The sequence below is a fragment of the Allobosea sp. genome, assembly GCF_017308015.1.
Taxonomy (GTDB): Bacteria; Pseudomonadota; Alphaproteobacteria; order Rhizobiales; family Beijerinckiaceae; genus Allobosea.
This window is the reverse complement of sequence record NZ_JAFKFW010000034.1, coordinates 18,276-44,193: the sequence shown is the minus strand read 5'-3', so window position 1 is coordinate 44,193 and position 25,918 is coordinate 18,276. Positions and strand designations below refer to the sequence as shown.

Here is a 25,918-nt window from a genome sequence, read left to right as displayed (position 1 = left end):
TGCGGGTGCGGCTTGCGGACGCGCTCGGTCGAGGCCGGGTATTTCTCCAGCATCCGCTCCGGCCTGATCGGCCGGCGCGCCAGGTCGCCGCCGCAATTCGGGCAGGTGCCGGCGAAGCGCGTCTCCGCGCAATCGACGCAAAACGTGCATTCGAAAGTGCAGATCAGAGCGTCGCGCGATTGCGGCGGCAGGTCGCGGTCGCAGCATTCGCAGTTCGGGCGCAGTTGCAGCATGGCTCGTCTCCCTTCCAATGGGCCGGAAGAATGACCGCAAACCGGACCGAAACCAGCGATTTCGCGTGATCCGACCGATCAACGGGGCGGATTGGTGGGCCGCCCGTTACTTCACCAGCAGCCAGTCCTCGATCACCAGCGCGTCGAGCCCGCTCGTATAGAACATCAGGATCGCGTCCTCCGCCGTGTGCAGGATCGGCTTGCCCATGATGTTGAAGGAGGTGTTGAGGATCACCGGCACGCCCGTCAGATCATGGAAGGCCGAGATCAGCGCGTGATAGCGCGGATTGCGCTCCGCCGTGACGCTCTGGAGGCGCCCGGTGGCATCCTCGTGAACCACGGCCGGGACACGGTTGCGCACCGCTTTCCTCCAGACCAGCGTGCGCTCCATATAGGGCGCATCCTGGTAGTTCTCGAACCAGTCGGCAGCGTGCTCGGCCAGAATCGAGGGCGCGAAGGGCCGGAATGCTTCGCGGTACTTCACCTTGGCGTTGAGGATGTCCTTGGCGTCGGCGGGCCGCGGATCGGCGATGATCGAGCGGTTGCCGAGCGCGCGCGGGCCGAATTCGGCGCGGCCCTGCACCCAGCCGATCAGCTTGCCCTCGGTCAGGAGCTTCGCCGTAACGGGCGCGATCTCGTCGGATGAGAGTTTACGCAGGCGCTTTTCCCAGAGCTGCATGCGCTCGAAGGGCTCGGTCGAGACGGTCGAGCCGAGATAGGGCGTGAGCGGGCCTCTCAGTGCGCGCCAGTCCGGATTGGCTTCCGCATGGCTGAGCCAGGCCGCGCCGATCGCGTTGCCGTCATCGGCCGGAGCCGAGGGCACGAACACGGTCTTGAAGCCGTGGCGGCCGGCGATCTTGCCGTTGAAGGAGGAGTTCAGCGCGCAGCCGCCGGCCATGACGAGGTTTTCGCTCGGCACGAGCGCGGCGGCCTCAGCCAGCAGGGCCTCCATCATCTCGGCAAAGACGTCCTGGCCGCAGCGGGCGAGATCGGCCCAGCCCTGGTCGATGGCGTCGGACGGGCGCTTCGCCAGTATCTCGGCTGCGACCGCCTGCACCACATCTGCCTTCGCGAAGGAGAGCTTGTGACCTTCGATCGTGTAGAGCTTGCGCAGCAGCGCCATCAATTCCGGGTCGGTGTTGCCATAGGGCGCGAGCCCCATGATCTTCCATTCCTCGCCCTTGGCCTGGTCGAAGCCGGCGAGATCGGTGACGAGCCCGAAATAGAAGCCGATCGATTCGCGGCCGCGATGGCGCTTCACCTCGCGGAGCTTGCCGTTCTCCAGCGCGAAGATGGCGGAGGCGCCTGTCTCACCCATGCCATCGACGACGAGGCAGGCGGCGTTGTCGAAGGGCGAGGACCAGCAGGCGTAGGCCGCGTGGCTGAGATGGTGGCCATAGCGCTTCAGGCCGGTGACATTGGCCTTGCCATAGGCCCGGTCGAGCCCGAGCAGGACGCCCATGCCGGCGCGCTGCTGGCCGAGATGGAGCGAGGCGATCAGCGCGCGCTCTGTCCGTTCCGGCACCAGCGAGCGGTTGAGCTCGGGCGAGAGCTTGAGCAGAGCGTCCAGCGTGAAGGAACCGGCGCGTGCCATCTGGTCGAGGAAGCCGGTGAAATCTTCGCCCCAGCTCGTGGCGATGCGGACTTCGGCGCCCTCCGGGATGTAGCGCTTCAGCAGCCCTTCCATGCGCGGCGCCGAATCCGGTTCGCAGTTCGGGGCGCGCTTGTACTGCAGGTAGCGTTCGGTCGCTTCCGCGAAGAGAACCTCGCCATCGGGACCGATGATCGCGATGGCGGGGTCGTGGAAGGTGGTGGCGAGGCCGATCGTATAGGTCATGCGCCTGCCTTACCCTTGTCGGCGCGATCAGCCAATCCAATTGGGCGGCGGGCGCGACGAGGCCAGCTTACTTCGCGGCGAAGGAGATGCTGGCTGCGACTGTCTCGATTCCGGCTTTCACGGCGTCATAGGCGCTGGCCGGGGCGATCGCGACGAGGCGGACGAAACGTCCGTCTGCTCCGACCGCCATGTACTGTGCGAAGCGCTTCTCGGTGCCGCGATCCGTGGCCGTGCCGGTCAGCAGCACGCCGGACGACCCGGCGAAGGGCACGCGTTCGCGCTTCGCGATCGTCGCGGCTTCGAGGTTCTTGGTCTGCTTGAGCAGGGCCTCGGCACTGGCTTCCAGCTTGTCCGCCGGGATCGGTGCGGAAAGCTGGTAGGCGACGACGATGATCGGCTGGGTGCCGGAGGGGTCGGCGTCGAGCGGGCCGGCGGTCATCAGCAGGCCGGAGCCGCCGAGCGTATCGATGACCCGGAACGGCTCGGCTGCGGCGACCGTGAAGGGCAGGGCCTTCAGCTTGTCGGCGAGGCTGGGCGGAGCGCCGAGCGAGACCGTCTTCAGCATCGCGACGATGTCGTCGGGGTCGAGATCGGCACCATCGGGCGACTGGACGGTGATCATCACGGTCTTCTCGCCCTTCAGCAGCACGATCCACTTGTCGTAGCTCGTGCCGTTCGCCTCCTGGCTGCCGGTGATCAGGGGGGCCGGGCCGGCGCCGGTCTCGATGGTTTCGATGTCGTCGACGGTAATGTTCTGACGGGCGAAGTTCGCCTTGGCTTTTTCGCGATCGCCGAAGAGGGCAGCGAGCTGATCATGCGCCTGCGGAGGCAGTTCGACGACGAGGAGCGAGGCCTTGGTGCCGGCGCTTTCCAGCCCGGCGAAGGTCTTCGATGGCGTGAAGCCGTCGAGCGGCACGATCGAGACAGTCGTGCCGGTGATGGTCTTGCGATCCTGGGCCTGGGCGAGGCCGAAACCGGTGCCGAGCAGGGACAAGGCGAGGAGGCAGCGCAGGAGCGCCGCGCGAAGGGCGGATGGGTTCACGATCGAGGACCTCGCTTACGACGGATGCTATCTCCCACCGTCGCGCAATAAGCCCGCGAGGTTCAAAGCCGTCAATCAGCGGCCGATGGCGGCCTTCATCAATGCCTTCGAATCGGCGCTGGCCCAGTCGGCCGGCCCCTGGATGATGCCGAGTTCGCAGCCGGCCTTGTCGACGATCAGGCTGACCGGCATGCCTTCGACCTTGTGGGCGGCGCGCAGCGCCTGGAAGGTCGCAGCCTGCGGATCGGCATGGAAGGGCAGGGCGGTGATCCTGTTGTCGGCGAGCCAGGCCCTCGGCTTGTCGAGATTGCGCGTGTCGATATTGATCGCCACGACCGCGAAATCCGGCCCGCCCATCTCCTTCTGGAGCGCGTCGAGCGACGGCATCTCCTTCAGGCAGGGCGCGCACCATGTCGCCCAGAGATTGACCAGCAGCGTCTTGCCTTTCAGCGCGGCGAGCGTCGTCGGCTGGCCGTCCGGTCCGGTGAAGGCAAGCGCGGGAGCGGGCTGCGGGCTGGCTCGCAGTTCGACCGCCGCGACCTCGCCCTTGACGAGCGGCTTCATGCGCGCGACCGCCGCGTTCGCAGCGCTGCATGATCCGTTGCCGGCATCGCCCCGGACGGAGTAGAAGGCGGCTGCGCCAGCGAGGCCGAGCGTCGCCACGACCCCGAGGGCCAGTCCGATCTTTTTTCCAGACGTCATTATGCGTCCTCAAAAGCAGGAAAGACCGTCGTGAGCAATCGCATGTGGGGTGGGCGTTTCGCCACAGGTCCCGACGCCATCATGGAGGAGATCAATGCCTCCATCGATTTCGACAAGAAGCTCTGGCGCCAGGATATCCGAGGCTCGCTGGCGCATGCGTCCATGCTGGCCGAGACCGGTATCCTGACCAAGGACGACGTCGCGACGATCACCGCCGGCCTGAAAAAGGTCGAGGGCGAGATCGAGAGCGGCGCCTTCACATTCTCGCGGGCGCTCGAAGACGTCCATATGAACGTCGAGTCCAATCTCAAGGACAAGATCGGCCTCGCCGCCGGCCGCCTGCACACCGCGCGCTCGCGCAACGACCAGGTCGCGACCGACATGCGTCTGTGGGTGCGCGACACGCTGGAAGAGCTCGACGGCCAGATGGCCGATCTCCAGCTCGCGCTGGCCGAGAAGGCCGAGACCTATGCCGGTGCGGTGATGCCGGGCTTCACCCATCTGCAGTCGGCGCAGCCGGTCACCTTCGGCCACCACCTGCTCGCCTATGTCGAGATGCTCGGCCGCGACCGCAGCCGCATCCGCGATGCGCGCGCGCGTCTCAACGAATGTCCGCTTGGCGCGGCCGCGCTCGCCGGCACCTCCTTCCCGATCGACCGGCACATGACGGCGAAGGCGCTCGGCTTCGACCGGCCGACGGCCAACTCGCTCGATTCGGTCTCGGACCGCGATTTCGTGCTGGAGACGCTTTCGGCAGCCTCGATCTGCGCCATGCATCTCTCGCGCTTCGCCGAGGAGATCGTGCTGTGGTCGACGCCGCAATTCGGCTTCGTGCGGCTCTCGGACGCGTTCTCGACGGGCTCGTCGATCATGCCGCAGAAGCGCAATCCCGATGCGGCCGAACTGGTGCGCGGCAAGGCCGGGCGCGTCTTCGGCGCGCTGCAGGCGCTGCTGACCATGATGAAGGGCCTGCCGCTGACCTATTCGAAGGACATGCAGGAGGACAAGGAAGGCACGTTCGACGCGCTGCAGACCCTGTCGCTCTGCCTTGCCGCGACCGCCGGCATGGTCCGCGACATGCAGCCCGACCTCAAGGTGATGAAGAAGGCGGCGGGCCTCGGCTATGCCACCGCGACCGATCTCGCCGACTGGCTGGTGCGGGTGCTGAAGATGCCGTTCCGCGACGCGCATCACGTCACCGGCCGGCTCGTCGCCGTCGCCTCGGAGAAGAAGGTGGGGCTGGAGAAGCTCTCGCTCGCCGAGATGCAGGCGGTCGAGCCGCAGATCACCGAGGCCATCTTCGCCGTCCTCGGCGTCGACCAGTCGGTGAAGAGCCGCGTCAGCTATGGCGGCACGGCCCCGGCCAATGTCCGCAAACAGGCTAGGCGCTGGCTGAAGCAGCTCGCGAAGTAGTGCGCCATGCTCGGGCTTGACCCGAGCATCTCCTGCAAGAGATTCTCGGGTCGGCGCTACGCCTGCCCGAGAACGACGCCACGGGAAGCCTCGCGCTCCGCCGCATCCTCCGCTAAGGTCCCGCCACGTTTCGCCCGAGGGTTCGTTTTCGTGCTTGATTCCCGCCTGAAACTCGGCCGCGCCTTGCTGGTCGTCGGCCTTCTGGCCGTTGCGCTCGCCGCCTGCGGGCGCAAGGGTCCGCTGGAGCCGCCGCCCAACGCGACCGGCGCCATCGACCTGCCGGACAACCAGATCGGCGCAAAGGAGAACGATCCGGCCTCGCTGGGCTCGGCCTCCGTGCTGGCCAAGCCGGCCAAGGCCAACAAGGCGATCAGCGTGCCGGACAAGCCGTTCCTGCTCGATCCGCTGATGTGATCTCCAACGGACCGGAATCGGTCCTCCGGAGCCGCCATCATGCTCGGGCCTGACCCGGGCATCTCCTGAAAGGGATTCTCGGGTCTGCGCTTCGCTCCGCCCGAGAATGACGCCTGCATAGCCGCCTTAGCCTGACTGCGAGCTCATCCCATGCATCATTTCGCCTATCGCGACGGCTCGCTTCATGCGGAGGGCGTCGATCTTCAGCGGATCGCGGCCGAGGTCGGCACGCCGGCCTATATCTATTCCAGCGCCACGATCGAGCGGCACTACAAGCTGTTCGAGGCGGCGATGAAAACGACCGCGCCGGCCGGCAAGACCCATGTCTTCTATGCCATGAAGGCGAACGGCAATCTCGGCGTGCTGAAGACGCTGGGCGCGCTCGGCGCCGGCATCGACACGGTCTCGGAAGGTGAGGTGCGCAAGGCCCTGGCCGCCGGCATTCCGCCCGAGAAGATCGTGTTCTCGGGCGTCGGTAAGAGCGAGCAGGAACTGCGCTTCGCGGCCGAGGCCGGCATTTATCAGGTCAATATCGAGAGCGAAAGCGAGCTCGACCTGCTCTCCAAGGTTGCGGCGTCGCTGGGCAAGCGTCAGGAGGCGGTGTTCCGGGTCAATCCCGATATCGGCGCCGGCGGCCATGCCAAGATCACGACCGGCTCCTCCGAGAACAAGTTCGGCGTCTCCTTCGAGGAGGTCGGCCGGCTCTATTCCCGCGCGGCCAACATGCCGGGCGTGCGGATCATGGGGCTCGCCGTTCATATCGGCAGCCAGATCCGCGAGATCGACGCCTTCGAGGCGGCCTATTCCAAGATGGTCGCGCTGGTCGGCGATCTGAAGGGCGAGGGGCATCGCGTCGACCGGCTCGATCTCGGCGGTGGGCTCGGCATCCCCTACGACATCCCGAAGACCTTCGACTACGGGCCGGGGCTGATCGAGGCCTATGCGGAGATGGTCGCCAAGGTGACCAAGGGGCTCGATGTCGAGCTCGGCTTCGAGCCGGGCCGCCTGATCGTCGGCAATGCCGGCATCCTGCTGACGCGGGTGCTGCATCTCAATCCGCGTCCGACCAAGCAGTTCCTCGTGGTCGACGCGGCGATGAACGATCTCGTCCGCCCGGCGATGTACGAGGCCTATCACGAGATCTGGCCGGTGACGGAGCCGGCGATCGGCGAGCCGGAGCTGGCCTACGACGTGGTCGGGCCGATCTGCGAATCGGGCGATACCTTCACGACCGGACGCAAGCTGCCGCAGCTTCGCCAAAACGACCTCGTCGCCTTCATGACGGCTGGCGCCTATGGCGCCTCGATGTCCTCGACCTATAACCAGCGCCTGCTGGTGGCCGAGGTCATGGTCAAGGGCGACCAATATGCCGTGACGCGGCCGCGCCAGAGCTACGAAGAGCTCATCGGCACGGACAAGCTGCCGGGCTGGTTCGCCTGATTTCCGACGCGTCCCCGCGCTATCTGGTTTTTCTGCCCGGGCATGACGGGGTGTGCGTCTGTTCACGAAAGGTGGAGCGCCGTGCGTTGGTGCCTCTTCGCGCTGGCAATGCCACATTCCCGTGCTAGCCTGATCCGGTCAGGCGAGTTCAGACAGGAATGGGGGCTGCCCGGAGCGATGGCATGAGCGAGGCAGAGCGCCGCAAGGCGCCCGACACGATCGACGGCATCCGGCAGCGGCTCAGCCGTCTCGCGCTGGCCTCACGTGTCTCGCTCGGCTGGGAGCGGCTGTGGCCGCGGCTGTGGCTGCCGCTCGGCGTCGTCCTCGCCTTCCTTGCCGTCTCCTGGTTCGGCCTGTGGACGCATCTGCCCTGGTATGGGCGGATCGTCGGCGTGCTCGCCTTTGCGGCAGCCTTCGCCGCCGGCCTCTGGCATGTCGCCCGCCTCGTCCTGCCGACGCATCGCGACGCGCTGACTCGGCTCGACCGTTCGGTCGCCGACGGTCACCGTCCGGCCTCATCGCTGGAGGACAGCCTCGCGATCGGTTCGGCCGATCCGGTCTCGCAGGCGCTGTGGAAACTGCATGTCGAGCGCCAGAGCCGGCAGGTCGCATCCCTGCGCGTCCAGCCGCCGCAGCCGCGCATGGCGGGCCACGACCGGCGGGCGTTGCGCGCGGTGCCGCTGCTCGCCGCCATCACCGGCTTCTTCGTCGCGGGCCCGGAGGTGACACAGCGCCTTTCCGCAGCCTTCGACTGGAAGGGTCCCTCCGCCATTGCAGCCTCGACCCGGATCGACGCCTGGATCGACCCGCCCGCCTATACGCGCCTGCCGCCGATCCTGATCGATTTCGCCAAGCTGGCGAGCCCGCATATCAGCGCGCCCGAGAAGTCCGTCATCGTCGTGCGCATCGCCGGCAAGACCAACATGGACGTCGCCACGACCGGCCGGCTGGACCCGATCAGGCCGGAGGCAAAGGAGGGCGAAACCAAGGATGGTCAGGCGAAGCCCGCTCAATCGCTGGGCCCGCAGCAGGCTGTCCTGGAGAAGCGCTTCACGCTCGCCGGCAACGGCACGCTGAAGCTCACCGGCAGCGGCGCGCCCGGCACCACGCTCAACATCACCTCGGTCGCCGACCAGCCGCCGACCATCGCCTTCACCGATCCGCCGAAACCCGTCACCGGCGCGCAATCGGGCGGGCTCGCCATCACCTACAAGGCCAGGGACGATTACGGCATCGCCTCGATCGAGGTGAATGTCGCGCGTCCAGACGTGGCCAAGGGCGGACGCTCGCTTGTCGAGCCGCCGAAGCAGAACCTCGCCGTGCCGTCCTCCGCCTCGGGCGAGGAGGAGAACAAGAGCACGGTCGATTTCTCGGCTCATCCCTGGGCCGGCGCCAAGGTCAGGATGGTGCTCATCGCCAAGGACGAGGCGGGGCAGGAGGGCCGCAGCGAGCCGCTCGAGGTCGTGCTGCCGCAGCGCACCTTCACCAAGCCCTTGGCCAAGGCGCTGGTCGAGCAGCGCCGCAAGCTCGTCATGGATGTCGAGGACCGCTCCAAGGTGCAGCTTGCCATGGATGCGCTGATGATAGAACCTGGCCTCTTCATGAAGGAGCCCGGCGTCTATCTGGGCATGCGCATGCTGAGCGAGCGCTTGCGCCGGGCCAGTGGCGACGACGCCCTGCGCGAGGTCTCCGAGCTGATGTGGGCGATGGCGCTCCAGCTCGAGGACGGCGACATGTCCGATGCCGAGCGGGCGCTGCGGCAGGCGCAGGAGAACCTGCAGCAGGCATTGGAGCGTGGCGCCTCCGAGGAGGAGATCAAGAAGCTCACCGACGAGATGCGCCGGGCCATGGATAATTTCATGCGCCAACTCGCCGAGCAGATGATGCGCCAGCAACAGCAGAACGGCGACCGCGACCAGGCCCGCCTGCCGGAGAATTTCCGCACGGTGACGCCGCGCGACCTGCAGAACATGCTCGACCGCATCGAGGAACTGTCGAAGCGCGGCGACATGGCCGAGGCGCAGCGCCTGATGGAAGAGCTCAACCGGATGCTCAACAATCTCCAGATGGCGCGTCCCGGCCAGCAGGACCCGCGCCAGCGCGAGATGAACCAGGCGCTCGGCGATCTCGACCGGATGACGCGCGACCAGCAGAATCTGCGCGACGAGACCTATCAGAACGAGCAGCGTCGCCAGCAGGGGCAGGGCCAGACACAGCGCGGCCAGCGCCCCGGCCAGCAGCAGGCGCGGCCGGGCCAGCGCGGCCAGCAAGGCCAACAAGGGCAGCGCGGCCAACAAGGGCAGCGCGGCCAACAGGGTCAGCGCGGCCAGCAGCCGGGGCAGCAGCCCGGCGAGCAGGGCGAGGACGGCGAAGGCGGCGAGGGCATGCAGGGCCAGAACGGCGAGGGGCAGGGCCTGTCGCAGCGCCAGCAGGCGCTGCGCGAGCGCCTGCAGGACCTGCAGCGGCGGATGCGCGGCATGGGCGCGCCGCAGAGCGGCGAGCTCGACGAGGCCGAGGATGCGATGCGCGAGGCGGAAAGCCAGCTCGGGCAGGGCCAGGGCGAAGGCGCCCTCGATGCGCAAGGCCGCGCCCTCGAAGCCTTGCGCAAGGGCGGGCAGAACCTCGCCCAGCAGATGCAGGGCCAGCCCGGGGAGGGCGAAGGCGAGGGCCAGGCCTATGGCGAGCCGGACGGGCGCCAGCAGGGCCGGCCCTCAGCGCAGCAGCGCGGCAGCGAGGACCCGCTCGGCCGGCCGCAGCGCCAGCGCGACTGGGCCGATGGCCGGGTCAAGGTGCCTGGCGCCGACGAGAGCGCGACGCAGCGGGCGCGGCGCATTCTGGAAGAGCTGCGCAAGCGGCTCGGCGATCCCCTGAGGCCGGCGGAAGAGCTGGATTATCTGGAGCGGCTGCTGCGGCGGAACTGAGTGGGCTGTGCGCTAACCAAGTATAGCGCGGGGAACCCTCTCCCGGAGGGAGAGGGCAGGGTGAGGGGTAGGCCGCTCACCGAATTTGCCGTGAGGTGGTCGCTGCGCAGCGAAGGAGCTGCCGTTCACTGGTCCAGGGGCCTACACCTCGCCCCTGCCCCTCTCCTTACAGGAGAGGGGGTTCCCCGCGCTTTCATCGTCGCCCGGCCCCGCTCGCCACCAGCGCCCCCACGACGATGAGCGCGCAGGACGCCGCGAGCAGCCAGCTCGCCGGGGCGTAACCGAACAGCACGAGGATCAGTGTCGAGAGCACCGGTGCGGCATAGGAGGCGACGCCGAGCAGGGCGACGTCGCCCTGTTTCATGCCGATGTCCCAAACGACGAAGGCGAGTCCGATCGAGCCGAGGCCGAGGCCGAGCACGCCGCCCCATTCGATCGTCGTCAGCGACCAGAGCGTGGTCTCGAAGGCGAAATGGCAGGCCAGTGCCGGCACCGCGCAACCCAGCATCGTCACGCACAGGCTCTCGGACGGCACGTCAGCGAAGCGGCGCGAGGCGACCGAATAGCTCGCCCAGACGAGGGCGCCGAGCGCTGCGAGCACATGGCCAGGCGCCAGTCCGCCGCCGGTGCCGAGCCCGCCCGAGACGAGCAGGCCGGTGGCCACCAATCCGATGAGGGCGCCGATCAGGTGGCGGGGCTTGAGACCGCCGCCCGGCAGCAGCGCCGCAAAGAGCACGATCAGCAGCGGCCAGAGATAGTGGATCAGGTTCGCCTCGGCCGGCGGGGCCGTCTTCACCGCGGCATAATAGAGCGCGGTGTCGCCGAACGGGCCATAGAGGCCGAGCGCGAAGGAGGCCGGCGTCGGGCGGATGCGGGAAAGCTGTCCGCGCAAAGCCGTGATCGCGAGGATCAGCAGGCCGCCGATCACGAAGGTCATGGCCACGAGCTGGAAGGGCGGGACGCGGCCCGACATCGCCGTAAACAGCGCGAGAGTGGACCAGAGCAGGATCGCGCAGAAGCCGATGAGGGTCGCGGTGCGGGAGGTCATGAGGCAACCGGGCATGAAGGTCGCGCGGCGATAGCAGGTTTTGCGGGGCTTGCCGATGGGGCAAGCCCCATGCGCCTTCAGATGGCTCGCGCTTTGCGGCGGTCGACGGCGAATGTTGCATCGCAACCCGGCCTGGTCGCCATGGGCGCCATGCTCCGGTACCTGTTGACCCGGCGCAAAAGGCGGCTCATTGCCTGATTTATGACCACGATCCCGCTGCAATCCGTCGCTCGCCGTCCGCTGATGCCGGTTCTGGCGGCGCTCAGTCTCGCGCATCTGCTGAACGATCTCGTCCAGTCGATGATCCCGGCGCTCTATCCGCTGCTCAAAGAGAATTATCAGCTTGATTTCGTGCAGATCGGCCTGATCACGCTCGCCTTCCAGGTGACCTCTTCCCTGCTGCAGCCGATCCTCGGCTTCGTCACCGACCGCAAGCCCTGGCCCTATGCGATGGTCGCCGGCATGTGCTCGACGCTGGTCGGTCTGCTGATGCTCTCCTTCGCCGATAGCTATGCCATCGTCCTGCTTGCCGCGGGACTGATCGGGCTGGGCTCCGCGGTGTTCCATCCGGAGGCGACGCGGATGGCGCGCCATGCCGCCGCCGGCCGGCAGGGGCTGGCGCAGGGCGTGTTCCAGGTCGGCGGCCATATCGGCTACTCCGTCGGCCCGCTGCTGGCGGCGGCGGTGGTGATGCCGCGCGGGCAGGCGAGCCTGTCCTGGTTCTCCGGCGTGGTGCTGGTGGCGATGCTGGTGATGGGCTGGCTCGGAGCCCGCTATTCCGCGATGCGGCGTGAGCAGAAGGCGTCGCCCGCGCATGTGGACGAGATGGCGAGCCATGGCTTGCCGCGCGGGGGCGTGCTGCTGGCGATGACGGTGCTGGTCATGCTGCTGATCTCGAAGAACGGCTACACGGCGGCCTTCTCCTCCTACTATACCTTCTATCTGATCGAGCGCTTCGGCATCGAGATCCAGCTCTCGCAGGTCATGCTGTTCCTCTATCTCGTCGTCGGTGCCATCGGTGTGATCGTCGGCGGCATGATCGGCGACAGGATCGGCCGCGACAGGGTGATCTGGCTGTCGATCCTCGGCGCTCTGCCCTTCGCGCTGATGCTGCCCCATGCCGACCTGTTCTGGACCGTGGTTCTCAGCGTCGTCATCAGCTTCATCATGTCGAGCGCCTTCTCGGCGATCCTGATCTACGCGATCGACCTCGCGCCGCATCGAGTCGGCCTCGTCGGCGGGCTGTTCTACGGCCTGTCCTTCGGGCTCGGCGGCGTCGCGGCAGCCGGCATCGGCCTGCTCGCCGACAAGATCGGCATCATCGAGGTGTTCAAGATCTGCGCCTGGCTGCCCGCCTTCGGCCTGCTGACCTTCCTGCTGCCGAAGGGCGGCCGGCAGCGCTGAGGTGCCGGCAGGTCCACCGCCCAGAACGAGGAAGACCCCGGAATCGCCGTCAGGCAGTTCCGGGGTCTTCTCGTTTCAACCGCCCGTGTCCTCGGGCGGCGCGGCCGCTCAGGCCATGTACTGGCCGCCATTGGCGGAAAGGGTCGAGCCGGTGATGAAGCCGGCATCGTCGCTGGCGAGGAACACCACCGCGCGCGCGATCTCCTCGGGCTCGCCGAGGCGGCCGACCGGGATATGCGGCAGGATCGACTTCTCGATCACCGCCGGGTCGATCGCCTTGACCATCTCGGTCGCGATATAGCCGGGGCAGATCGCGTTGACGGTGATGCCGGCGCGCGCGCCTTCCTGGGCCAGCGCCTTGACGAAGCCGATATCGCCGGCCTTGGCGGCGGAGTAATTCACCTGTCCCATCTGGCCCTTCTGGCCGTTGATCGAGGAGATGCAGATGACGCGGCCGAACTTGCGGGCGCGCATGCCTTCCCAGACCGGGCGGGTCATGTTGAACAGCGAGTTCAGGTTGGTGTTGATCACCGCGTCCCACTGCTCCTTGGTCATCTTGTGGAACATGCCGTCGCGGGTGATGCCGGCATTGTTGACCAGGATATCGACCGGCCCGAGATCGGCCTCGACCTTGGCGATGCCGGCGACGCAGGAATCATAGTCCGAGACGTCCCATTTATAGGTCTTGATCCCGGTCTCGGCGGTGAACCTGGCCGCGGCCTCGTCATTGCCGGCATAGCTTGCCGCGACGCTGTAGCCGGCCGCCTTCAGACCCTTCGAGATCGCCGCGCCGATGCCGCGCGAGCCGCCCGTAACCAATGCCACCTTCGCCATAGGCCAGTCTCCCTTTCAGTGATCACCCGTCCGGCTTGCCGCCGTTATTGTTCAGACAGCTTCAGGGTGGGCGCGTAATCCGCGTCCACGTCCTTGATAATGGCCTGGCCACAGATCACGCGCCCCTGGACCGTGTCGAAGGTCAGGGTGGGCTGGCCGTAGAGCGACCAGCCGAGGCTCAGCGCCTCGGAAACCCGATGACAGAAGGAAGCGTCATCGGGGCCGGTGAGGTAGCGGTAGAGCGTCGTGCGCTTCGCCATGGGCTGTGGGGGCTTCTGCTCAGCGCTCCACGGCCATGGCGACGCCCATGCCGCCGCCGATGCAGAGCGTGGCAAGGCCTTTCTTGGCGTCGCGCTTGGCCATCTCGTGCAGCAGCGTCACCAGCACGCGCGCGCCGGATGCGCCGATCGGGTGGCCGATCGCGATCGCGCCGCCATTGACGTTGACGATATCGGGGTTCCAGCCGAGGTCCTTGTTCACCGCCAGCGCCTGTGCTGCGAAGGCCTCGTTGGCCTCGACGAGATCGAGATCGCCGACCTTCCAGCCGGCCTTCTCGAGCGCCTTGCGGGTCGCGGGGATCGGGCCGGTGCCCATGATCTGCGGGTCGACGCCGGCGGTCGCCCAGGAGGCGATGCGGGCGAGCGGGGTGAGGCCGCGGCGAGCCGCTTCCCCGGCGGTCATGATGACAAGCGCGGCGGCGCCGTCATTGATGCCCGACGCATTGCCGGCGGTCACCGTGCCATCCTTCGAGAAGGCGGGCCTGAGCTTGGCCATGGCCTCGACCGTGGCGCCATGGCGCGGGTATTCGTCGCTGTCGACGACGATGTCGCCCTTGCGGGTCGAGATCGTGACAGGCGCGATCTCGTCCTTGAACCGGCCGGCCTTCTGCGCGGCCTCGGCCTTGTTCTGCGAGGCGACGGCGAAGCGGTCCTGCTCCTCGCGGCTGATCTGGTACTTGGTCGCGACGTTCTCCGCCGTCGTGCCCATGTGGTAGCCGTGGAAGGCATCCCACAGGCCGTCCTTGATCATGGTGTCGACGAACTTGACGTCGCCCATCTTGGTGCCGGCACGCATGTAGGAGGCGTGCGGGGCGAGCGACATCGATTCCATGCCGCCGGCGACGATGACGTTCGCATCGCCGTTGGCGATCTGCTGAAGGCCGATGGCGACGGTGCGCAGGCCGGAGCCGCAGAGCTGGTTGAGGCCCCAGGCGGTCTTCTCCTGCGGAATGCCGGCGGCCATCGCGGCCTGGCGAGCCGGGTTCTGGCCCTGGCCGGCGGCGAGCACCTGGCCCAGCACGACCTCGTCGACCTCGGCGGCCTCGACCTTGGCGCGGCGCAGCGCTTCCTTGATCGCGACAGCGCCGAGATCATGAGCGGGAGTGTTGGCAAAAGCGCCGTTGAAGGCGCCGACCGCGGTGCGGGCGGCACCGACGATCACGATATCCGAATCTGCCATGAGAGGGTTCCTCGCTTGTTGTTGCGGCTGCGCCGCTCCCGCCGGCGCAACCGTTCACCGCCACCTTCGAAGCCTGCTGCGACCGCGTCAAGACGGGCGGGAGGTGAAATCGACCGATAGGCCGTCTACGGGTGACGTAAGGGAGGGCGTATCCCCGTGGTTGCAGGGCTTTCAATCGATTTTTGCAGTGCCCGCTCAAAGAGCTTGCGGCGCAGCACCGACAGGCTATCGTCTGACCATGGGAGACCGTTTCGCAGAGCACGCCGGAGCCACCGGCGGCCGCGGATCAACGTCAAGCGGGACATGATGGCCAGCGACAAAGAACCGACCGTCATCAAGAAATACGCCAACCGGCGTCTTTATCATACGGGCACCAGCTCCTACGTGACCTTGGAGGACCTTGCCGGGCTCGTCCGCTCGGGCGAGGATTTCGTGGTCTATGATGCCAAGTCCGGCGAGGACATCACCCGCTCGGTACTGGCGCAGATCATCTTCGACGAGGAGGCCAAGGACGGGCAGAATCTGCTGCCGATCGCCTTCCTGCGCCAGCTCATCCGCTTTTACGGTGACAGCATGCAGGCGCTGGTGCCGCGCTATCTGGAGTTCTCGATGGAGAACCTCACGCAAGAGCAGAGCAAGTTCCGGGAGCAGATGAGCAAGGCTTTCGGAGGATCGGCCTTCGGCGGCAATGCGCTCGACGCCATTCAGGCGCAGACGCGGGCCAACATGCAGATGTTCCAGGAAGCATTCCGGCTCTTCAACCCGTTTACTGCCGCGGCGCAGGCCAAGCAGGAGGCTGCCGCAAGCGCAAAACCTGCGGCCGATGCCGGGAACGGCGATCTCGGGGAACTCAAGCGCGAGCTCAACGAGATGCGCGAGCGGCTGGACAAGCTGTCGCGCTCGCGCTGAGGCTGGCCGGACAATATCGAGCCGCGCTCCCGTGACAATGGGGCGCGGCGTTTCGTCGGGTGGATAGACGGCATGCCGCGCGTCACGGGCCCGGCGGCGGCCGTTATTCATTCGGCGCCGGAGGGCGATTCCACCAGTCGAGCCATCAACTCCTGAAAGATCGAGGGAGCGCTGAATACGACCTCGCCGCCGAAGAGATCGGGAGGCGTGTCGATCGGAGCAGCCTCGAGATTGCCCCGTCTCGCTCCGGCTTCCTGCGCGATGAGGCCCGCTGCCGCGACGTCCCACGGAAACAGGGTTTCGGCATGGGCGTCCAGACGCCCCATGGCGACATAGGCGATGTCGAGGACGGGCGAAGCGGATCGCCGAACATCCTGACAGTGCCGCAAGAGAATTGCGACCCGCCGCAGCGGCTTCCCGATGTCGGATTTGTCATGCGGGAAACCCGTGCTGACCACGGATCGAATGAGGCCGGCCGGCGATGACGTTCCGATGGGCGCGCCATTGAGGGTCGCGCCGCCGTCTTTTGTCGCCATGAAAGTTTCAGCCAATGCCGGAGCGTGGACGCATCCCGCCATCACCACACCGTCGAGCGCAAACGCGATGGAGACGGCGAAATACGGGTGGCCTCTGACGTAGTTGGCCGTGCCGTCGATGGGGTCGACGACCCAAAGCGGGCCGGAATAGTCAAAGCCGTCGGTGTGGAGGTCTTCCTCGGAGAGGATCCGGTGATCGGGGTATGCGGCGCGTATGGCAGCCGAAATGATGCGATCCGACGCAAGGTCGGCCGCGCTCACGATGTCGGTTGTACCCTTGGCGCGCACATCCCGCTGGTATGAATTCCAGTGTTCTACAACGGTGCGGCCCGCAGCGATCGCGGCCTTCCTGGCAATCGTCGTGACGTCGTCGAGATCGATCAAGCTTGCCACCGATTTGGTTCGCCAGACGGCAATACTTCGCTCGGGTGGCGGACCGGCGACATAAAGCATGATCTGCGACTGTCGTCAGCGGTTATCGGACCAGGCTCCCGAAACCCGGTCGAAACGGGGCTGCGTCAGCCGGCTGTCCGCCGCCGCGGCGCGATCTGCAACGGTTCGGCGATCTGGGCTCGCCCCACGAGATGGCCCTGAAGATAGGTGACGCCCCAGTCGCGCAGCATGCTCGCCTGCATCTCGTCGTCGACCCATTCGGCGACCGTCTCGACGCCGAGATGGCTGGCGAGCTCGACCAGCGTGCGGACATAGAAGCGGTCGTCGGTCGAGCGGCGCAGGTTCTGGGTGAAGGTGCCGTCGATCTTGAGGATGTCGATCGGGAAGGCGCGCAGGTGCTTGAGCGAGGTATGGCCGGCGCCGAAATCGTCGATGGCGACGCGTGCGCCCTGTTCCTTGATTCGGCCCAGCAGTTTGGCGATGCGGCCGGGATTCTCGATCGTCGCGGTTTCCGTGATCTCGACGATCAGGCGCGAGGCCTTGCCGCTGGCGGCGGCGGTGCAGGCGATGAAGGCGTCGAACCATTCGGGATCGTTCAGCGAGCGCGGCGAGACGTTGACCGAGAGGTTGAGCTTCGGATCGGCGCCCAGCATCTCGATGGCCAGCTCCAGCACGCGCTGGTCGAAGAGCCGCACGAGGCCGCGGCGCTCCAGCATCGGGATCAGTTCGGCTGAGGCGAAATAGAGGCCGGTATCGCCCTGGCCGACGCGCAGCAGCGCCTCGTGGAAGGCGATCTCGCGCGAAGCCGTCCGGACGATCGGCTGCAGGGCCAGGCGCACGCGGCGCTCGTTCAGGGCCGCGATCGCCTGAAAGTCGAAGCCGGTCTGCTCGCTGCCGGGATTGCGCCGCGGCTGCGGCTTGGCCATCACGGCGCTGTCGACGGCACCGGCCCGGGCGCTCGCCAGAGCTCCTTCGGCCGCGGCGAGCAGCGAGCCGCCATGGCTGCCGAGCTCGGGGGCACTCGCCGCGCCGACGCGCAGCCGCACCAGCGCGATGCCGCGGCTGGTTTCGATCGCCGATTGCGCGACGACCTTGATGAAGCGGCGGGCGGCGGGCTCGACCTGATCGGGCGGACAGCCGGCGAGGAGAATCGCGAAGCTGTTGCCGGCATAGCGGACGAGATGGTCGCGCCGGCGCGTCACCGAACGCAGGCGCTCATGGACGGTGCCGATGATCTCGTCGGTGGCTTCATGGCCGAAGTCGTCGTTGAGGCGGGCGAGTTCGTCGATCGCCGCGACGAGGACGACGACCGGGAGCCCCGCCGGCAGGTGCTCCTGCAACATTGCGCCGATTCGCTCGACCAGGGCCGGGCGATCGCAGAGCTCGCTGCCGAACTGCTCGAGCTCGTCGGGCCGGGCGGCGCGTTCGAGCCTGAGCACGCCGCGCGCGCTCGCCGGGTAGCCGTCGTTGCCGGCGAACCAGCGGCCGGTATCCTCGGCCCACATCTTGCGCCCCCCGAGATCGACGGCGTAGCGCGTGCGGTAGATGACGCCCTCGCCCTTGTCGTGCTCGCTTGAGCAGAAGATCGCGTCATAGCGGCTGGGCCCGCTGCCGGGCTCGACCAGGCCGGCGAAAGCAAGACCCCGCTGCATGGCCTGCTCGGGAAGCGCGCCGAGGACTTCAGGGGCGTTCGGCCCCCAGCTCAGCGCGTCGCTCTGGATGTCCCAGCCATAGACCACTTCGCCGATCGAGGAGAGGATGCTGCGGGGATCAACCGGGCTGCCGTTCTGGAAGCTGAAGATCGACGGGGAGGGCATCGGTCGGCCTCTAGAGGACGGCCGCGGAGCCCCGTTCTGGTGCTTCGGCGCCCTGTCCATGAGATGGGAAGTGCTTCGAAACGATGCGGTATTTCAGATTAACGCGGCGTTAAGGCTGGTTGATTCCTTGCAGTAACGACTCCGTCACAACTTGTCTGTGCCGGAGTGATACATGGTTGAAGCCGGAAGCTGGACGCAACGGAATGCTGCGGGTGCCGACGCATCCGGGCTGGTGCTCCTGCAGGCGGCTGCGGCGCGGGCGGAGATCGGTCCCTTCGCCCGGCGCGGACGGGCGAGCCCGCAAGCGGCGGCGAGCGTCTATCGCGCCACGGCGCGGCTCGTTGCGCCGGTCGGGAAGATACGCCTGCAATCGGCCCGGACCTGAAGGCAAAGAAAAACCGGCCTTGCGGCCGGTTTCAAGCTTTGGCCGGCATCGCTGCCGGCGCCGGAAAACCGGACGCCTCAGGCGTCGGTCTTGACCTTCAGGACCTGACGGCCGCGATACATGCCGCTTTTCAGGTCGACATGGTGCGGACGGCGCAGCTCACCCGAGTTCTTGTCCTCGATATAGGTGGGCTGCTTCAGGGCGTCGGCCGAGCGGCGCATGCCACGCTTCGACGGCGACGTCTTTCTCTTCGGAACGGCCATTGTACTCTCCATCGTGCCACCGCCCGGACGCTGGCCCCAAGGCCACGCATCCGCCACGGCGACGGATCAATCTCGTGAGGCGTTGGCCTTACACCGTCGGAGCCGCGATGGCTAGTGCCGAATCCGGATTTCTTCGCCGGCTCGGCCAGTATCAGCCGGGCAGGGCGCAATCGCCCAGCGATCCGAGCTGGCCGAGCTGGCGCAGGCTGCGGCCGGCGGCGGATTGCAGCGCCCGATTCGGCCTGGCCGGGTTGCGCAGCAGCGGATTGGGCAGGGCGCCGGCGAGGCGCGCGGCCTCGGCCGGCGTCAATCGTGCCGCGGATTTGCGGAAATAGCGCTGGGCCGCGGCTTCGGCGCCGAACAGGCCCTCGCCCCATTCGGCGACGTTGAGATAGACCTCGATGACGCGCGGCTTCGACCAGGCGAAATCGATGGCCATGGCGAGCGGAATCTCCATGCCTTTGCGGATATAGGAGCGGCCCGGCCAGAGGAAGACGTTCTTGGCCGTCTGCATGGTCAGCGTCGAGGCGCCGCGACTCGGCCCGTCCTCGTTCTCCAGCACCTTGTTGAGCTCGACCCAGTCGACGCCGCCATGGCTGCAGAAGCGCTGGTCCTCCGAGGCGATCACGGCCCGGATGAGATGCGGCGAAATCTGGTCGAGCGCCACCCAGTCGCGTTCGACGGGCTTGAGCGCCAGCCAGCGGCCGAGCATCAGGGTCGAGGGCACGGGAACGAATCGGTAGAGCAGGATCAAGGCCGCGAGGGCGAGGAGCAGCCAGACGGCGATCCGGAAGCACAGGCCGAGAACCCTACCCAGCACCTTGCTTCACCCCGCTGCCGTTCGATCGGCCCGGCCGTCATGGCCCGAACCCGAGGCGGTGCAGCTTGACGATGCGGCGAACGTCCGGCAAGGCCCCCCTTCCGGCAGCGAACGCGAGATCTGCGCATGAGTTCCGTCCCTCCTTCGGCCCATTCCGGCGATCTCGATCTCCGGCTGGCGCAGAATGCGGCCGCCATCGAAACGCTGCTGGAGACGCTGTTGTCCGATGCTCCGGCTGCGGGCGAGATCGTGCGCCCGCCGCGGCTCGTCGCCGCGATGCGGCATGGCGCGCTCGGCGGCGGCAAGCGGCTGCGCCCCTTCCTGACGGTCGAGACGGCCGGATTTCTCGGGGTTCCGGCGCAGCAGGCCCGGCGTGCGGGCGCGGCGGTCGAATTGCTGCACTGCTATTCGCTGGTGCATGACGACCTGCCGGCGATGGACGACGACGACCTTCGTCGCGGCCGGCCGACCGTGCACAAGGCCTTCGACGAGGCGACGGCGATCCTGGCGGGCGACGCCCTGCTGACACTCGCCTTCGACGTGCTGGCCGATGAGGCGACGCATCCCGATGGCGGGGTGCGCGCGGCGCTGGTGACTAGCCTCGCGCGGGCCACGGGCCTCGGCGGCATGGTCGGCGGCCAGATGCTGGACCTGGCCGCCGAAGGGCGCTTCGAGACGGCGCGCAGCGCCCTGTCGGACGCCGAAATCCGCCGTCTCCAGGCGATGAAGACCGGTGCTTTGCTGGCGGCGAGCGTTGAGATCGGCGCCCGGCTCGGCGGCGCCGACGCGGTGGCGCTGGCGGCTCTCGGCCGCTATGGCCGGGCCCTGGGCGCGACCTTCCAGATCGCCGACGATATTCTCGACGTGGAATCGGACGCCGCGCAGATGGGCAAGGCGACGGCCAAGGATGCCGACCAGGGGAAGGGCACGCTGGTCGGCGCGCTCGGACTTGACCGCGCCAAGCGCGAGCGCGACCGGCTGAGCGCCGAGGCCGTGGCGGCGTTGTCGGGCTTCGGCCCGGAGGCGGATATGCTCCGGGCCGCGGCGCGGTTTGCGGCTGAGCGGAAGAGCTAGGACGCTCTTCCCTCGACGGCCCCTCGCCCGGTGCGCCAGCGGGCATGCAGCCCGTGGATGTCGCCCGAGCAGAGCAGATCCATGGCGGCTTCGATCTCGTCGAGGGGCCAGTTCCACCACGCCATTTCGAGCAGCAGCGCGATCTCCTCGTCGCCGAAGCGCTTGCGCAGCGGCCTTGCCGGGTTGCCGCCGACGATCGTGTAGGGCTCGACATCCTTCGTCACCAGGGCGCGGCTGCCGATGACGGCACCATGGCCGACCCGGATGCCCGGCATGATCATCGCCTCGGCACCGATCCAGACATCGCTGCCGATGATCGTATCGCCGGCCTTGCGGAACGCATCCTGCGCGCGGGCGAAGGCGGGCTCCTGCGTCATATAGAAGAAGGGGAAGCTGGAGACCCAGTCGTTCCGGTGTCCCTGATTGCCGGCCATCATGAACGAGGCGCCGGTGCCGATCGAGCAGAAGCTGCCTATGACGAGCTTGTCGACATCGGCGAGCTCCGGCCAGAGATAGCGGGCGCAATCGTCGAAGGCGTGGCCGTGATAATAGCCGGAATAATAGCTGTAGCAGCCGACGCTGATATTGGGGTTGGTGACCTGCTCGGAGAGCAGGCGGCCCTTGAACGGGCTTTCGAAGGCATTCGTCATGATCTCGCCCCACCGGCACGGATGCTGCCGGTTTCCATTGAAAGCTGAAGGAATGCCGCGCATGCGCCGGAGCGCGCGTGGCGTTTCAGAGCTTGCGTCGGGGTCTTCGGGCGAGGATGGCGTTGCCTGAGGCGCTCATGTCAGCGCCAGCGGCCGAAGGCGTCTGCCAGCGTCTGGCTGCCGGAGACGCCCTTCTCGAAGGTGATGATGCCGCGCCGGCCCGAGGCGAAGCGTACGGGCACGTCGATCCAGGCGCGGTTGAGGATCAGTTCGATATTGCGCTCGACCTCGACCGGCACGTTCGACAACGCCGCGACGAAGAGATTGTCGCCCAGTGCCGAATTGATCGCCGAGAGCGGCGCGCCGCGCTCGCCTTCCTCGCTCTTGAACTGGGGAACGCCGACTTCCTTGACGGTCTGGGTGGCCGGGTCGCCGGTGCTGGTGAAGCGCAGACCGATGATATGCGAAGCGGGGAAGGCCGTATCGGTATTGCGGCGGATGGTGAAGTCGAGGCTGAGGCCGACATCGGGGATCTCGACCGTCGCACGCACGATGGTCTCGATCGGCCGGCCCTGGCCGGCGCTTTCGCTGTCGAGGCGCCAGAACACGCGGCCGGCGGTGGTCTGCGGCTGCTGCGGGGTTTCGGGAACCTCGACGAAGAGGACCGCGCGCTGGGCGACGGCGATCTCGCCGCCGGGCTGCGGCACGGGGATGCCGGGCGTGCTGCCCTGCTGGTTGCCCGCCGGGCGGTTCTGCGGGGGCGCGCCGGGCTCGCCGACGCGCTCGGCGATCTTGCCGGCATTGTCGGGCTGGGGGGCTTGCGTCCGCTGCGCGGTTTCGCCGTTCGGGCGTGGCGCGTCCTGGGGCCTGAGCTTGTGGACATAGATAGCGGTGGCCGCGATGGCGGCGACCGCGACCGCCACGACGCCGCCGACCACGGCGGAGCGGATATGGCCGGGTTTGACCCGCCGCTCGCGCGGCGGCTGCACGCGCGGCCGGGCGACCTGCGGCTCGGCCGGCTCGGGCAGCGGCTCGCCGTCATCCTGCCCGGCGGCGGGAGGCAGCGGCGCGAATTCCGGCGGCTTCTTCGGCGTCGGCGGGCGGATCGGCAGCGTCGGATTCTCGACGGTTCGGATCACCGGGCCGTCCGAGGCCGGCGGAGGGGGCGGCGCGTCGTCGTAATCAGCTTCGATCCGGGCGACGGCCTCGTCGAGCGCGAGGCGCTCGCGCATGATCTCGGCCTCGCTCAGCGGCGGGTCGAGCCCCCTCAACTGCGCGACGAGCGCCGTCCGCGCCCGGTCGTAGATGGCGCGCCGCGCCTCCGGGGAAGTTTCGGGCAGCCCGGCGACCGCACGCGCCAGGATCGGATAGAAGTCGGCCATTGGCCTCACTTGTCGCTGATGAAGTCTTCCGTCAACCCTCGAAAGGATTGTGGACGAGGATCGTATCGTCGCGCTCCGGGCTGGTGGAGAGCACGGCGACGGTGGCGCCGATCAGTTCCTCGATGCGGCGGACATACTTGATCGCCTGTGCCGGGAGATCGGCCCAGGAGCGGGCATTGGCCGTGGAGCCTTCCCAGCCCTCGATCGTCTCGTAGATCGGTTCGACGCGGGCCTGGTCGTTCTGGCCGGCCGGCAGATGCTCGAGGATCTGGCCGTCGAGCCTGTAGCCGACGCAGACCTTGATCTCCTTGAAGCCGTCGAGGATGTCGAGCTTGGTCAGCGCGATGCCGTCGATGCCGGACGTCTTGACCGTCTGGCGCACGAGACAGGCATCGAACCAGCCGCAGCGGCGCTTGCGGCCGGTGACGACGCCGAATTCCTTGCCCTTGGTGCCGATCAGCTCGCCGATCTCGTCGAAAAGCTCCGTCGGGAAGGGGCCTTCGCCGACGCGGGTGGTGTAGGCCTTGGCGATGCCCAGCACATAGCCGACCGCCGACGGGCCCATGCCGGAGCCGGTTGCGGCCTGGCCTGCGACGATGTTCGAGGAGGTTACGAAGGGATAGGTGCCGTGGTCGACGTCGAGCAGGGCGCCCTGCGCACCCTCGAACAGGATGCGCTTGCCGGCGCGGCGCTCGGCGTCGAGCAGGGCCCAGACCGAGGTGGCATAGGGCAGCACCTCGCCGGCGATCGTCTTGAGCTGGCCGAGCAGTTCCTTCGCATCGACCTCGCCGATGCCGAGGCCGCGGCGCAGCGCGTTGTGATGGGCGAGCAGGCGCTCGATCTTGGCCTCGAGCAGCGCCTCGTCCTTGAGGTCGATGACGCGGATGGCGCGGCGGCCGACCTTGTCTTCATAGGCCGGGCCGATGCCGCGCTTGGTCGTGCCGATCTTCATGCCGGCATTCGAGGTCTCGCGGAAATGGTCGAGCTCGCGGTGCAGCGGCAGGATCAGCGTCGCGTTGTCGGCGATGCGCAGGTTGTCCGGGGTGATCGCCACCCCTTGCGCGCGCAGCTTGGCGATCTCCTCGACGAGATGCCAGGGGTCGACGACGACGCCGTTGCCGATCACCGAAAGCTTGCCGGGCCGCACGATGCCGGAGGGCAGCAGCGAGAGCTTGTAGACGACGCCGTCGATGACCAAGGTATGGCCGGCGTTATGACCACCCTGGAAACGCACGACGACATCGGCCTGGCTGGAGAGCCAGTCGACGATCTTGCCCTTGCCCTCGTCGCCCCACTGGGCGCCGACCACCACAACATTCGCCATGAGCGAGGTGTCCCTGCTGTTACCGCGTTGTCTGTGCAAGCGGCCCGCGCAAATGCAAAACCCCGGCGCAAGGCCGGGGTTTCGGGGCAGGTCCTTGCAAGCCCTCATCGGCCAATAGGGCGCGCAGGTCAAGTTTTCCGGCGGATCGGGCGGCAATTTGGCGGGATAAACTGCCGGAGCATGGCCGCCCTGCAGCATCTGCGCAGTGATGCCGCCACAATCGGGCGTAAGGGCTATGGGCCAGCGGGCGGCGATGGAGGGGCCATGCCGCCGCAGGCCCAAGGAGAGGGGATTTCACCGACCATGACGAAACTCGACGCCTGGCTCGACCAGCATCACGCCGCCTTCACCGCGATCCGCCGCGACATCCACGCCCATCCCGAACTCGGTCTCGAAGAGGTCCGCACGGCCAAGCTCGTCGCCGACAAGCTGCGCGAGTGGGGTGTCGAGGTCACCGAGAATGTCGGCAAGACCGGCGTCGTCGGCGTGATCCGCGGCAACAAGCCCGGCCGCGCCGTGGGCCTGCGCGCCGACATGGACTGCCTCGCGCTCGATGAGACGACGAACCTGCCCTATTCCTCGAAGAACCCGGGCCGGATGCATGCCTGCGGCCATGACGGACACACCACGATGCTGCTCGCGGCCGGGCGCTACCTCGCCGAGAACCGCGATTTCGAGGGTACCGTCAACCTGATCTTCCAGCCGGCGGAGGAAGGCCGCGGCGGCGCCAACGCGATGCTCGCCGACAAGCTGTTCGAGCGCTTCCCCTGCGATGCGATCTATGGCCTGCACAACACGCCCGGCATGGCGCCCGGTACCTTCGGCACCACGGTCGGCCCGTTCCTGGCGGCAGCCGACTCGTGGAAGGTCACCTTCCACGGCGTCGGCGGCCATGGCGGTTCGCAGCCGCATCGCTCGACGGACATCACCTATGCCCAGGCGCATTTCGTGCTCGGCCTGCAGGGCATCATCGGCCGCAACGTCGCCCCGCTCGACACCGCGGTGATCAGCGTCGGCTACATCCATGGCGGCGACGTCAACGCCTCGAACGTGATCCCCTCCGAGCTCGTCATCGGCGGTACGGCGCGGACCTATTCCATGGAAGTCCGCGACATCGTGGAGCGACGCATCGGCGAGCTTGCGGCGGCGACGGCGCAGGCCTGGGGCTGCAAGGCGGAAGCCTATTACCATCGCGGCACCAGCCCGCTGGTGAACGAGGCCGAGCAGGTCCGCGTCGGGGTGGCCGCGGCGACGGCGGCCGTCGGCGCCGAGAAGGTCAACGGCCAGCTTCGCCCCGGCACGGGCGGCGAGGATTTCGCCGAGATGATGCTGGTGCGTCCGGGCGCCTTCATGCGCATCGGCAACGGCGTCAATCCGGACGGCTCCTTCGTCGGCCTGCATACGCCGCTCTACGACTTCAACGACGAGATCATCCCGGACGGCGTGCGCTACTGGGTCGGCGTCGTCGATCAGGAGCTCGGGCAGGCCAAGGCCGCCTGAGAACGATCATCGCAGCCGGCCCTCCGGGGCCGGTTGCAATCATGCAGGGCAGCCCGTCATTCCCGGCAGTTGTATAGCCGGCGCAGCAGCGCTAGGCGGGCTCCGCAGCGGAGGCACGC

The 25,918-nt window shown here is 67.6% G+C and carries 24 protein-coding genes; 9 read left to right on the top strand and 15 right to left on the bottom strand.

Annotated features, from left to right (window positions below; translation table 11 throughout):
• The 4 genes from J0I42_RS21965 to tlpA all read right to left on the bottom strand — a co-directional run.
• On the bottom strand, positions 1-233 hold a 233-nt coding region (locus J0I42_RS21965; protein ID WP_291658061.1), incomplete at its 3' end, for a DUF1272 domain-containing protein.
• A gap of 106 nt (positions 234-339) precedes the next feature.
• Positions 340-2,070 (bottom strand): carbamoyltransferase family protein, encoded by a 1,731-nt coding sequence (locus J0I42_RS21960; RefSeq protein ID WP_291658059.1) that lies wholly within the window; start codon positions 2,068-2,070, stop codon positions 340-342.
• Between the two features lie 67 nt (positions 2,071-2,137).
• Entirely contained in the window at positions 2,138-3,112 is a 975-nt protein-coding gene (locus J0I42_RS21955) for a hypothetical protein (RefSeq protein WP_291658057.1), read from the bottom strand.
• 75 nt (positions 3,113-3,187) lie between these two features.
• Positions 3,188-3,814: a thiol:disulfide interchange protein TlpA gene (gene tlpA, locus J0I42_RS21950; RefSeq protein ID WP_291658055.1), complete on the bottom strand. Its 627-nt coding sequence runs from the start codon at positions 3,812-3,814 to the stop codon at positions 3,188-3,190.
• A 30-nt stretch (positions 3,815-3,844) separates the two neighbouring features.
• Here tlpA and argH point away from each other — a divergent pair, with 30 nt between their 5' ends.
• From argH to J0I42_RS21930, 4 genes are all read left to right on the top strand, one after another.
• The gene (argH, locus tag J0I42_RS21945) at positions 3,845-5,227 is read left to right on the top strand and encodes an argininosuccinate lyase (RefSeq protein ID WP_291658053.1); all 1,383 of its coding nucleotides are present in this window, start codon (positions 3,845-3,847) and stop codon (positions 5,225-5,227) included.
• Positions 5,228-5,377: 150 nt separating this feature from the next.
• Positions 5,378-5,641: an LPS translocon maturation chaperone LptM gene (lptM, locus tag J0I42_RS21940; RefSeq protein ID WP_291658051.1), complete on the top strand. Its 264-nt coding sequence runs from the start codon at positions 5,378-5,380 to the stop codon at positions 5,639-5,641.
• 150 nt (positions 5,642-5,791) lie between these two features.
• A complete protein-coding gene (gene lysA, locus J0I42_RS21935) occupies positions 5,792-7,081 on the top strand; it encodes a diaminopimelate decarboxylase (protein WP_291658048.1) in 1,290 nt (429 codons plus the stop codon).
• Between the two features lie 182 nt (positions 7,082-7,263).
• On the top strand, positions 7,264-10,002 hold the full coding sequence (locus J0I42_RS21930; protein ID WP_291658046.1) for a TIGR02302 family protein: 2,739 nt from the start codon (positions 7,264-7,266) through the stop codon (positions 10,000-10,002).
• A gap of 193 nt (positions 10,003-10,195) precedes the next feature.
• On the opposite strand, the gene yddG is transcribed toward J0I42_RS21930, so the two are convergent.
• On the bottom strand, positions 10,196-11,050 hold the full coding sequence (yddG, locus tag J0I42_RS21925; RefSeq protein ID WP_291658044.1) for an aromatic amino acid exporter YddG: 855 nt from the start codon (positions 11,048-11,050) through the stop codon (positions 10,196-10,198).
• A gap of 201 nt (positions 11,051-11,251) precedes the next feature.
• Between yddG and J0I42_RS21920 the strand changes: the two genes are divergently transcribed.
• On the top strand, positions 11,252-12,454 hold the full coding sequence (locus J0I42_RS21920; protein ID WP_291658042.1) for an MFS transporter: 1,203 nt from the start codon (positions 11,252-11,254) through the stop codon (positions 12,452-12,454).
• A 108-nt stretch (positions 12,455-12,562) separates the two neighbouring features.
• Here the strand turns inward: J0I42_RS21920 and phbB are convergent, their stop codons facing one another.
• Genes phbB through J0I42_RS21905 form a run of 3 tightly spaced genes read right to left on the bottom strand, consistent with a single transcriptional unit; the run spans position 12,563 to position 14,746 of the window.
• Positions 12,563-13,288 carry an acetoacetyl-CoA reductase gene (gene phbB / locus J0I42_RS21915; RefSeq protein WP_291658040.1) on the bottom strand — a complete coding sequence of 242 codons (726 nt, stop codon included), beginning with the start codon at positions 13,286-13,288 and terminating at the stop codon, positions 12,563-12,565.
• A gap of 44 nt (positions 13,289-13,332) precedes the next feature.
• Positions 13,333-13,548: a DUF1737 domain-containing protein gene (locus tag J0I42_RS21910; protein WP_291658038.1), complete on the bottom strand. Its 216-nt coding sequence runs from the start codon at positions 13,546-13,548 to the stop codon at positions 13,333-13,335.
• A gap of 19 nt (positions 13,549-13,567) precedes the next feature.
• Positions 13,568-14,746 carry an acetyl-CoA C-acetyltransferase gene (locus J0I42_RS21905; RefSeq protein ID WP_291658036.1) on the bottom strand — a complete coding sequence of 393 codons (1,179 nt, stop codon included), beginning with the start codon at positions 14,744-14,746 and terminating at the stop codon, positions 13,568-13,570.
• Between the two features lie 306 nt (positions 14,747-15,052).
• Between J0I42_RS21905 and phaR the strand changes: the two genes are divergently transcribed.
• Positions 15,053-15,655, top strand: coding sequence for a polyhydroxyalkanoate synthesis repressor PhaR (gene phaR / locus J0I42_RS21900; RefSeq protein WP_291658034.1), 603 nt, complete (start codon positions 15,053-15,055; stop codon positions 15,653-15,655).
• 107 nt (positions 15,656-15,762) lie between these two features.
• On the opposite strand, the gene J0I42_RS21895 is transcribed toward phaR, so the two are convergent.
• Positions 15,763-16,575, bottom strand: coding sequence for an inositol monophosphatase family protein (locus tag J0I42_RS21895; protein ID WP_291658032.1), 813 nt, complete (start codon positions 16,573-16,575; stop codon positions 15,763-15,765).
• A 134-nt stretch (positions 16,576-16,709) separates the two neighbouring features.
• Positions 16,710-18,401, bottom strand: a complete 1,692-nt coding sequence (locus J0I42_RS21890; protein WP_291658030.1) for an EAL domain-containing protein — start codon at positions 18,399-18,401, stop codon at positions 16,710-16,712.
• Positions 18,402-18,573: 172 nt separating this feature from the next.
• Here J0I42_RS21890 and J0I42_RS21885 point away from each other — a divergent pair, with 172 nt between their 5' ends.
• Positions 18,574-18,786: a hypothetical protein gene (locus J0I42_RS21885; protein ID WP_291658028.1), complete on the top strand. Its 213-nt coding sequence runs from the start codon at positions 18,574-18,576 to the stop codon at positions 18,784-18,786.
• Positions 18,787-18,863: 77 nt separating this feature from the next.
• Here the strand turns inward: J0I42_RS21885 and rpmF are convergent, their stop codons facing one another.
• On the bottom strand, positions 18,864-19,049 hold the full coding sequence (rpmF, locus tag J0I42_RS21880) for a 50S ribosomal protein L32 (RefSeq protein WP_047582212.1): 186 nt from the start codon (positions 19,047-19,049) through the stop codon (positions 18,864-18,866).
• 151 nt (positions 19,050-19,200) lie between these two features.
• Positions 19,201-19,869: a monofunctional biosynthetic peptidoglycan transglycosylase gene (mtgA, locus tag J0I42_RS21875; protein WP_291658024.1), complete on the bottom strand. Its 669-nt coding sequence runs from the start codon at positions 19,867-19,869 to the stop codon at positions 19,201-19,203.
• Positions 19,870-19,995: 126 nt separating this feature from the next.
• On the opposite strand from mtgA, the gene J0I42_RS21870 reads away from it, so the two are divergent.
• Positions 19,996-20,943 carry a polyprenyl synthetase family protein gene (locus tag J0I42_RS21870; RefSeq protein ID WP_291658022.1) on the top strand — a complete coding sequence of 316 codons (948 nt, stop codon included), beginning with the start codon at positions 19,996-19,998 and terminating at the stop codon, positions 20,941-20,943.
• On the opposite strand, the gene catB is transcribed toward J0I42_RS21870, so the two are convergent.
• The 3 genes from catB to J0I42_RS21855 form a co-directional block, all read right to left on the bottom strand.
• Complete coding sequence (gene catB, locus J0I42_RS21865; RefSeq protein WP_291658020.1) at positions 20,940-21,593, bottom strand: type B chloramphenicol O-acetyltransferase; 654 nt, start codon at positions 21,591-21,593, stop codon at positions 20,940-20,942. The genes J0I42_RS21870 and catB overlap by 4 nt on opposite strands.
• Positions 21,594-21,733: 140 nt before the next feature.
• Positions 21,734-22,975: a histidine kinase gene (locus J0I42_RS21860; RefSeq protein ID WP_291658019.1), complete on the bottom strand. Its 1,242-nt coding sequence runs from the start codon at positions 22,973-22,975 to the stop codon at positions 21,734-21,736.
• Positions 22,976-23,006: 31 nt separating this feature from the next.
• Positions 23,007-24,299 carry an adenylosuccinate synthase gene (locus tag J0I42_RS21855; protein WP_291658017.1) on the bottom strand — a complete coding sequence of 431 codons (1,293 nt, stop codon included), beginning with the start codon at positions 24,297-24,299 and terminating at the stop codon, positions 23,007-23,009.
• 303 nt (positions 24,300-24,602) lie between these two features.
• Between J0I42_RS21855 and J0I42_RS21850 the strand changes: the two genes are divergently transcribed.
• Positions 24,603-25,799, top strand: coding sequence for a M20 aminoacylase family protein (locus tag J0I42_RS21850; RefSeq protein WP_291658015.1), 1,197 nt, complete (start codon positions 24,603-24,605; stop codon positions 25,797-25,799).
• Positions 25,800-25,918 lie beyond the last annotated feature (119 nt).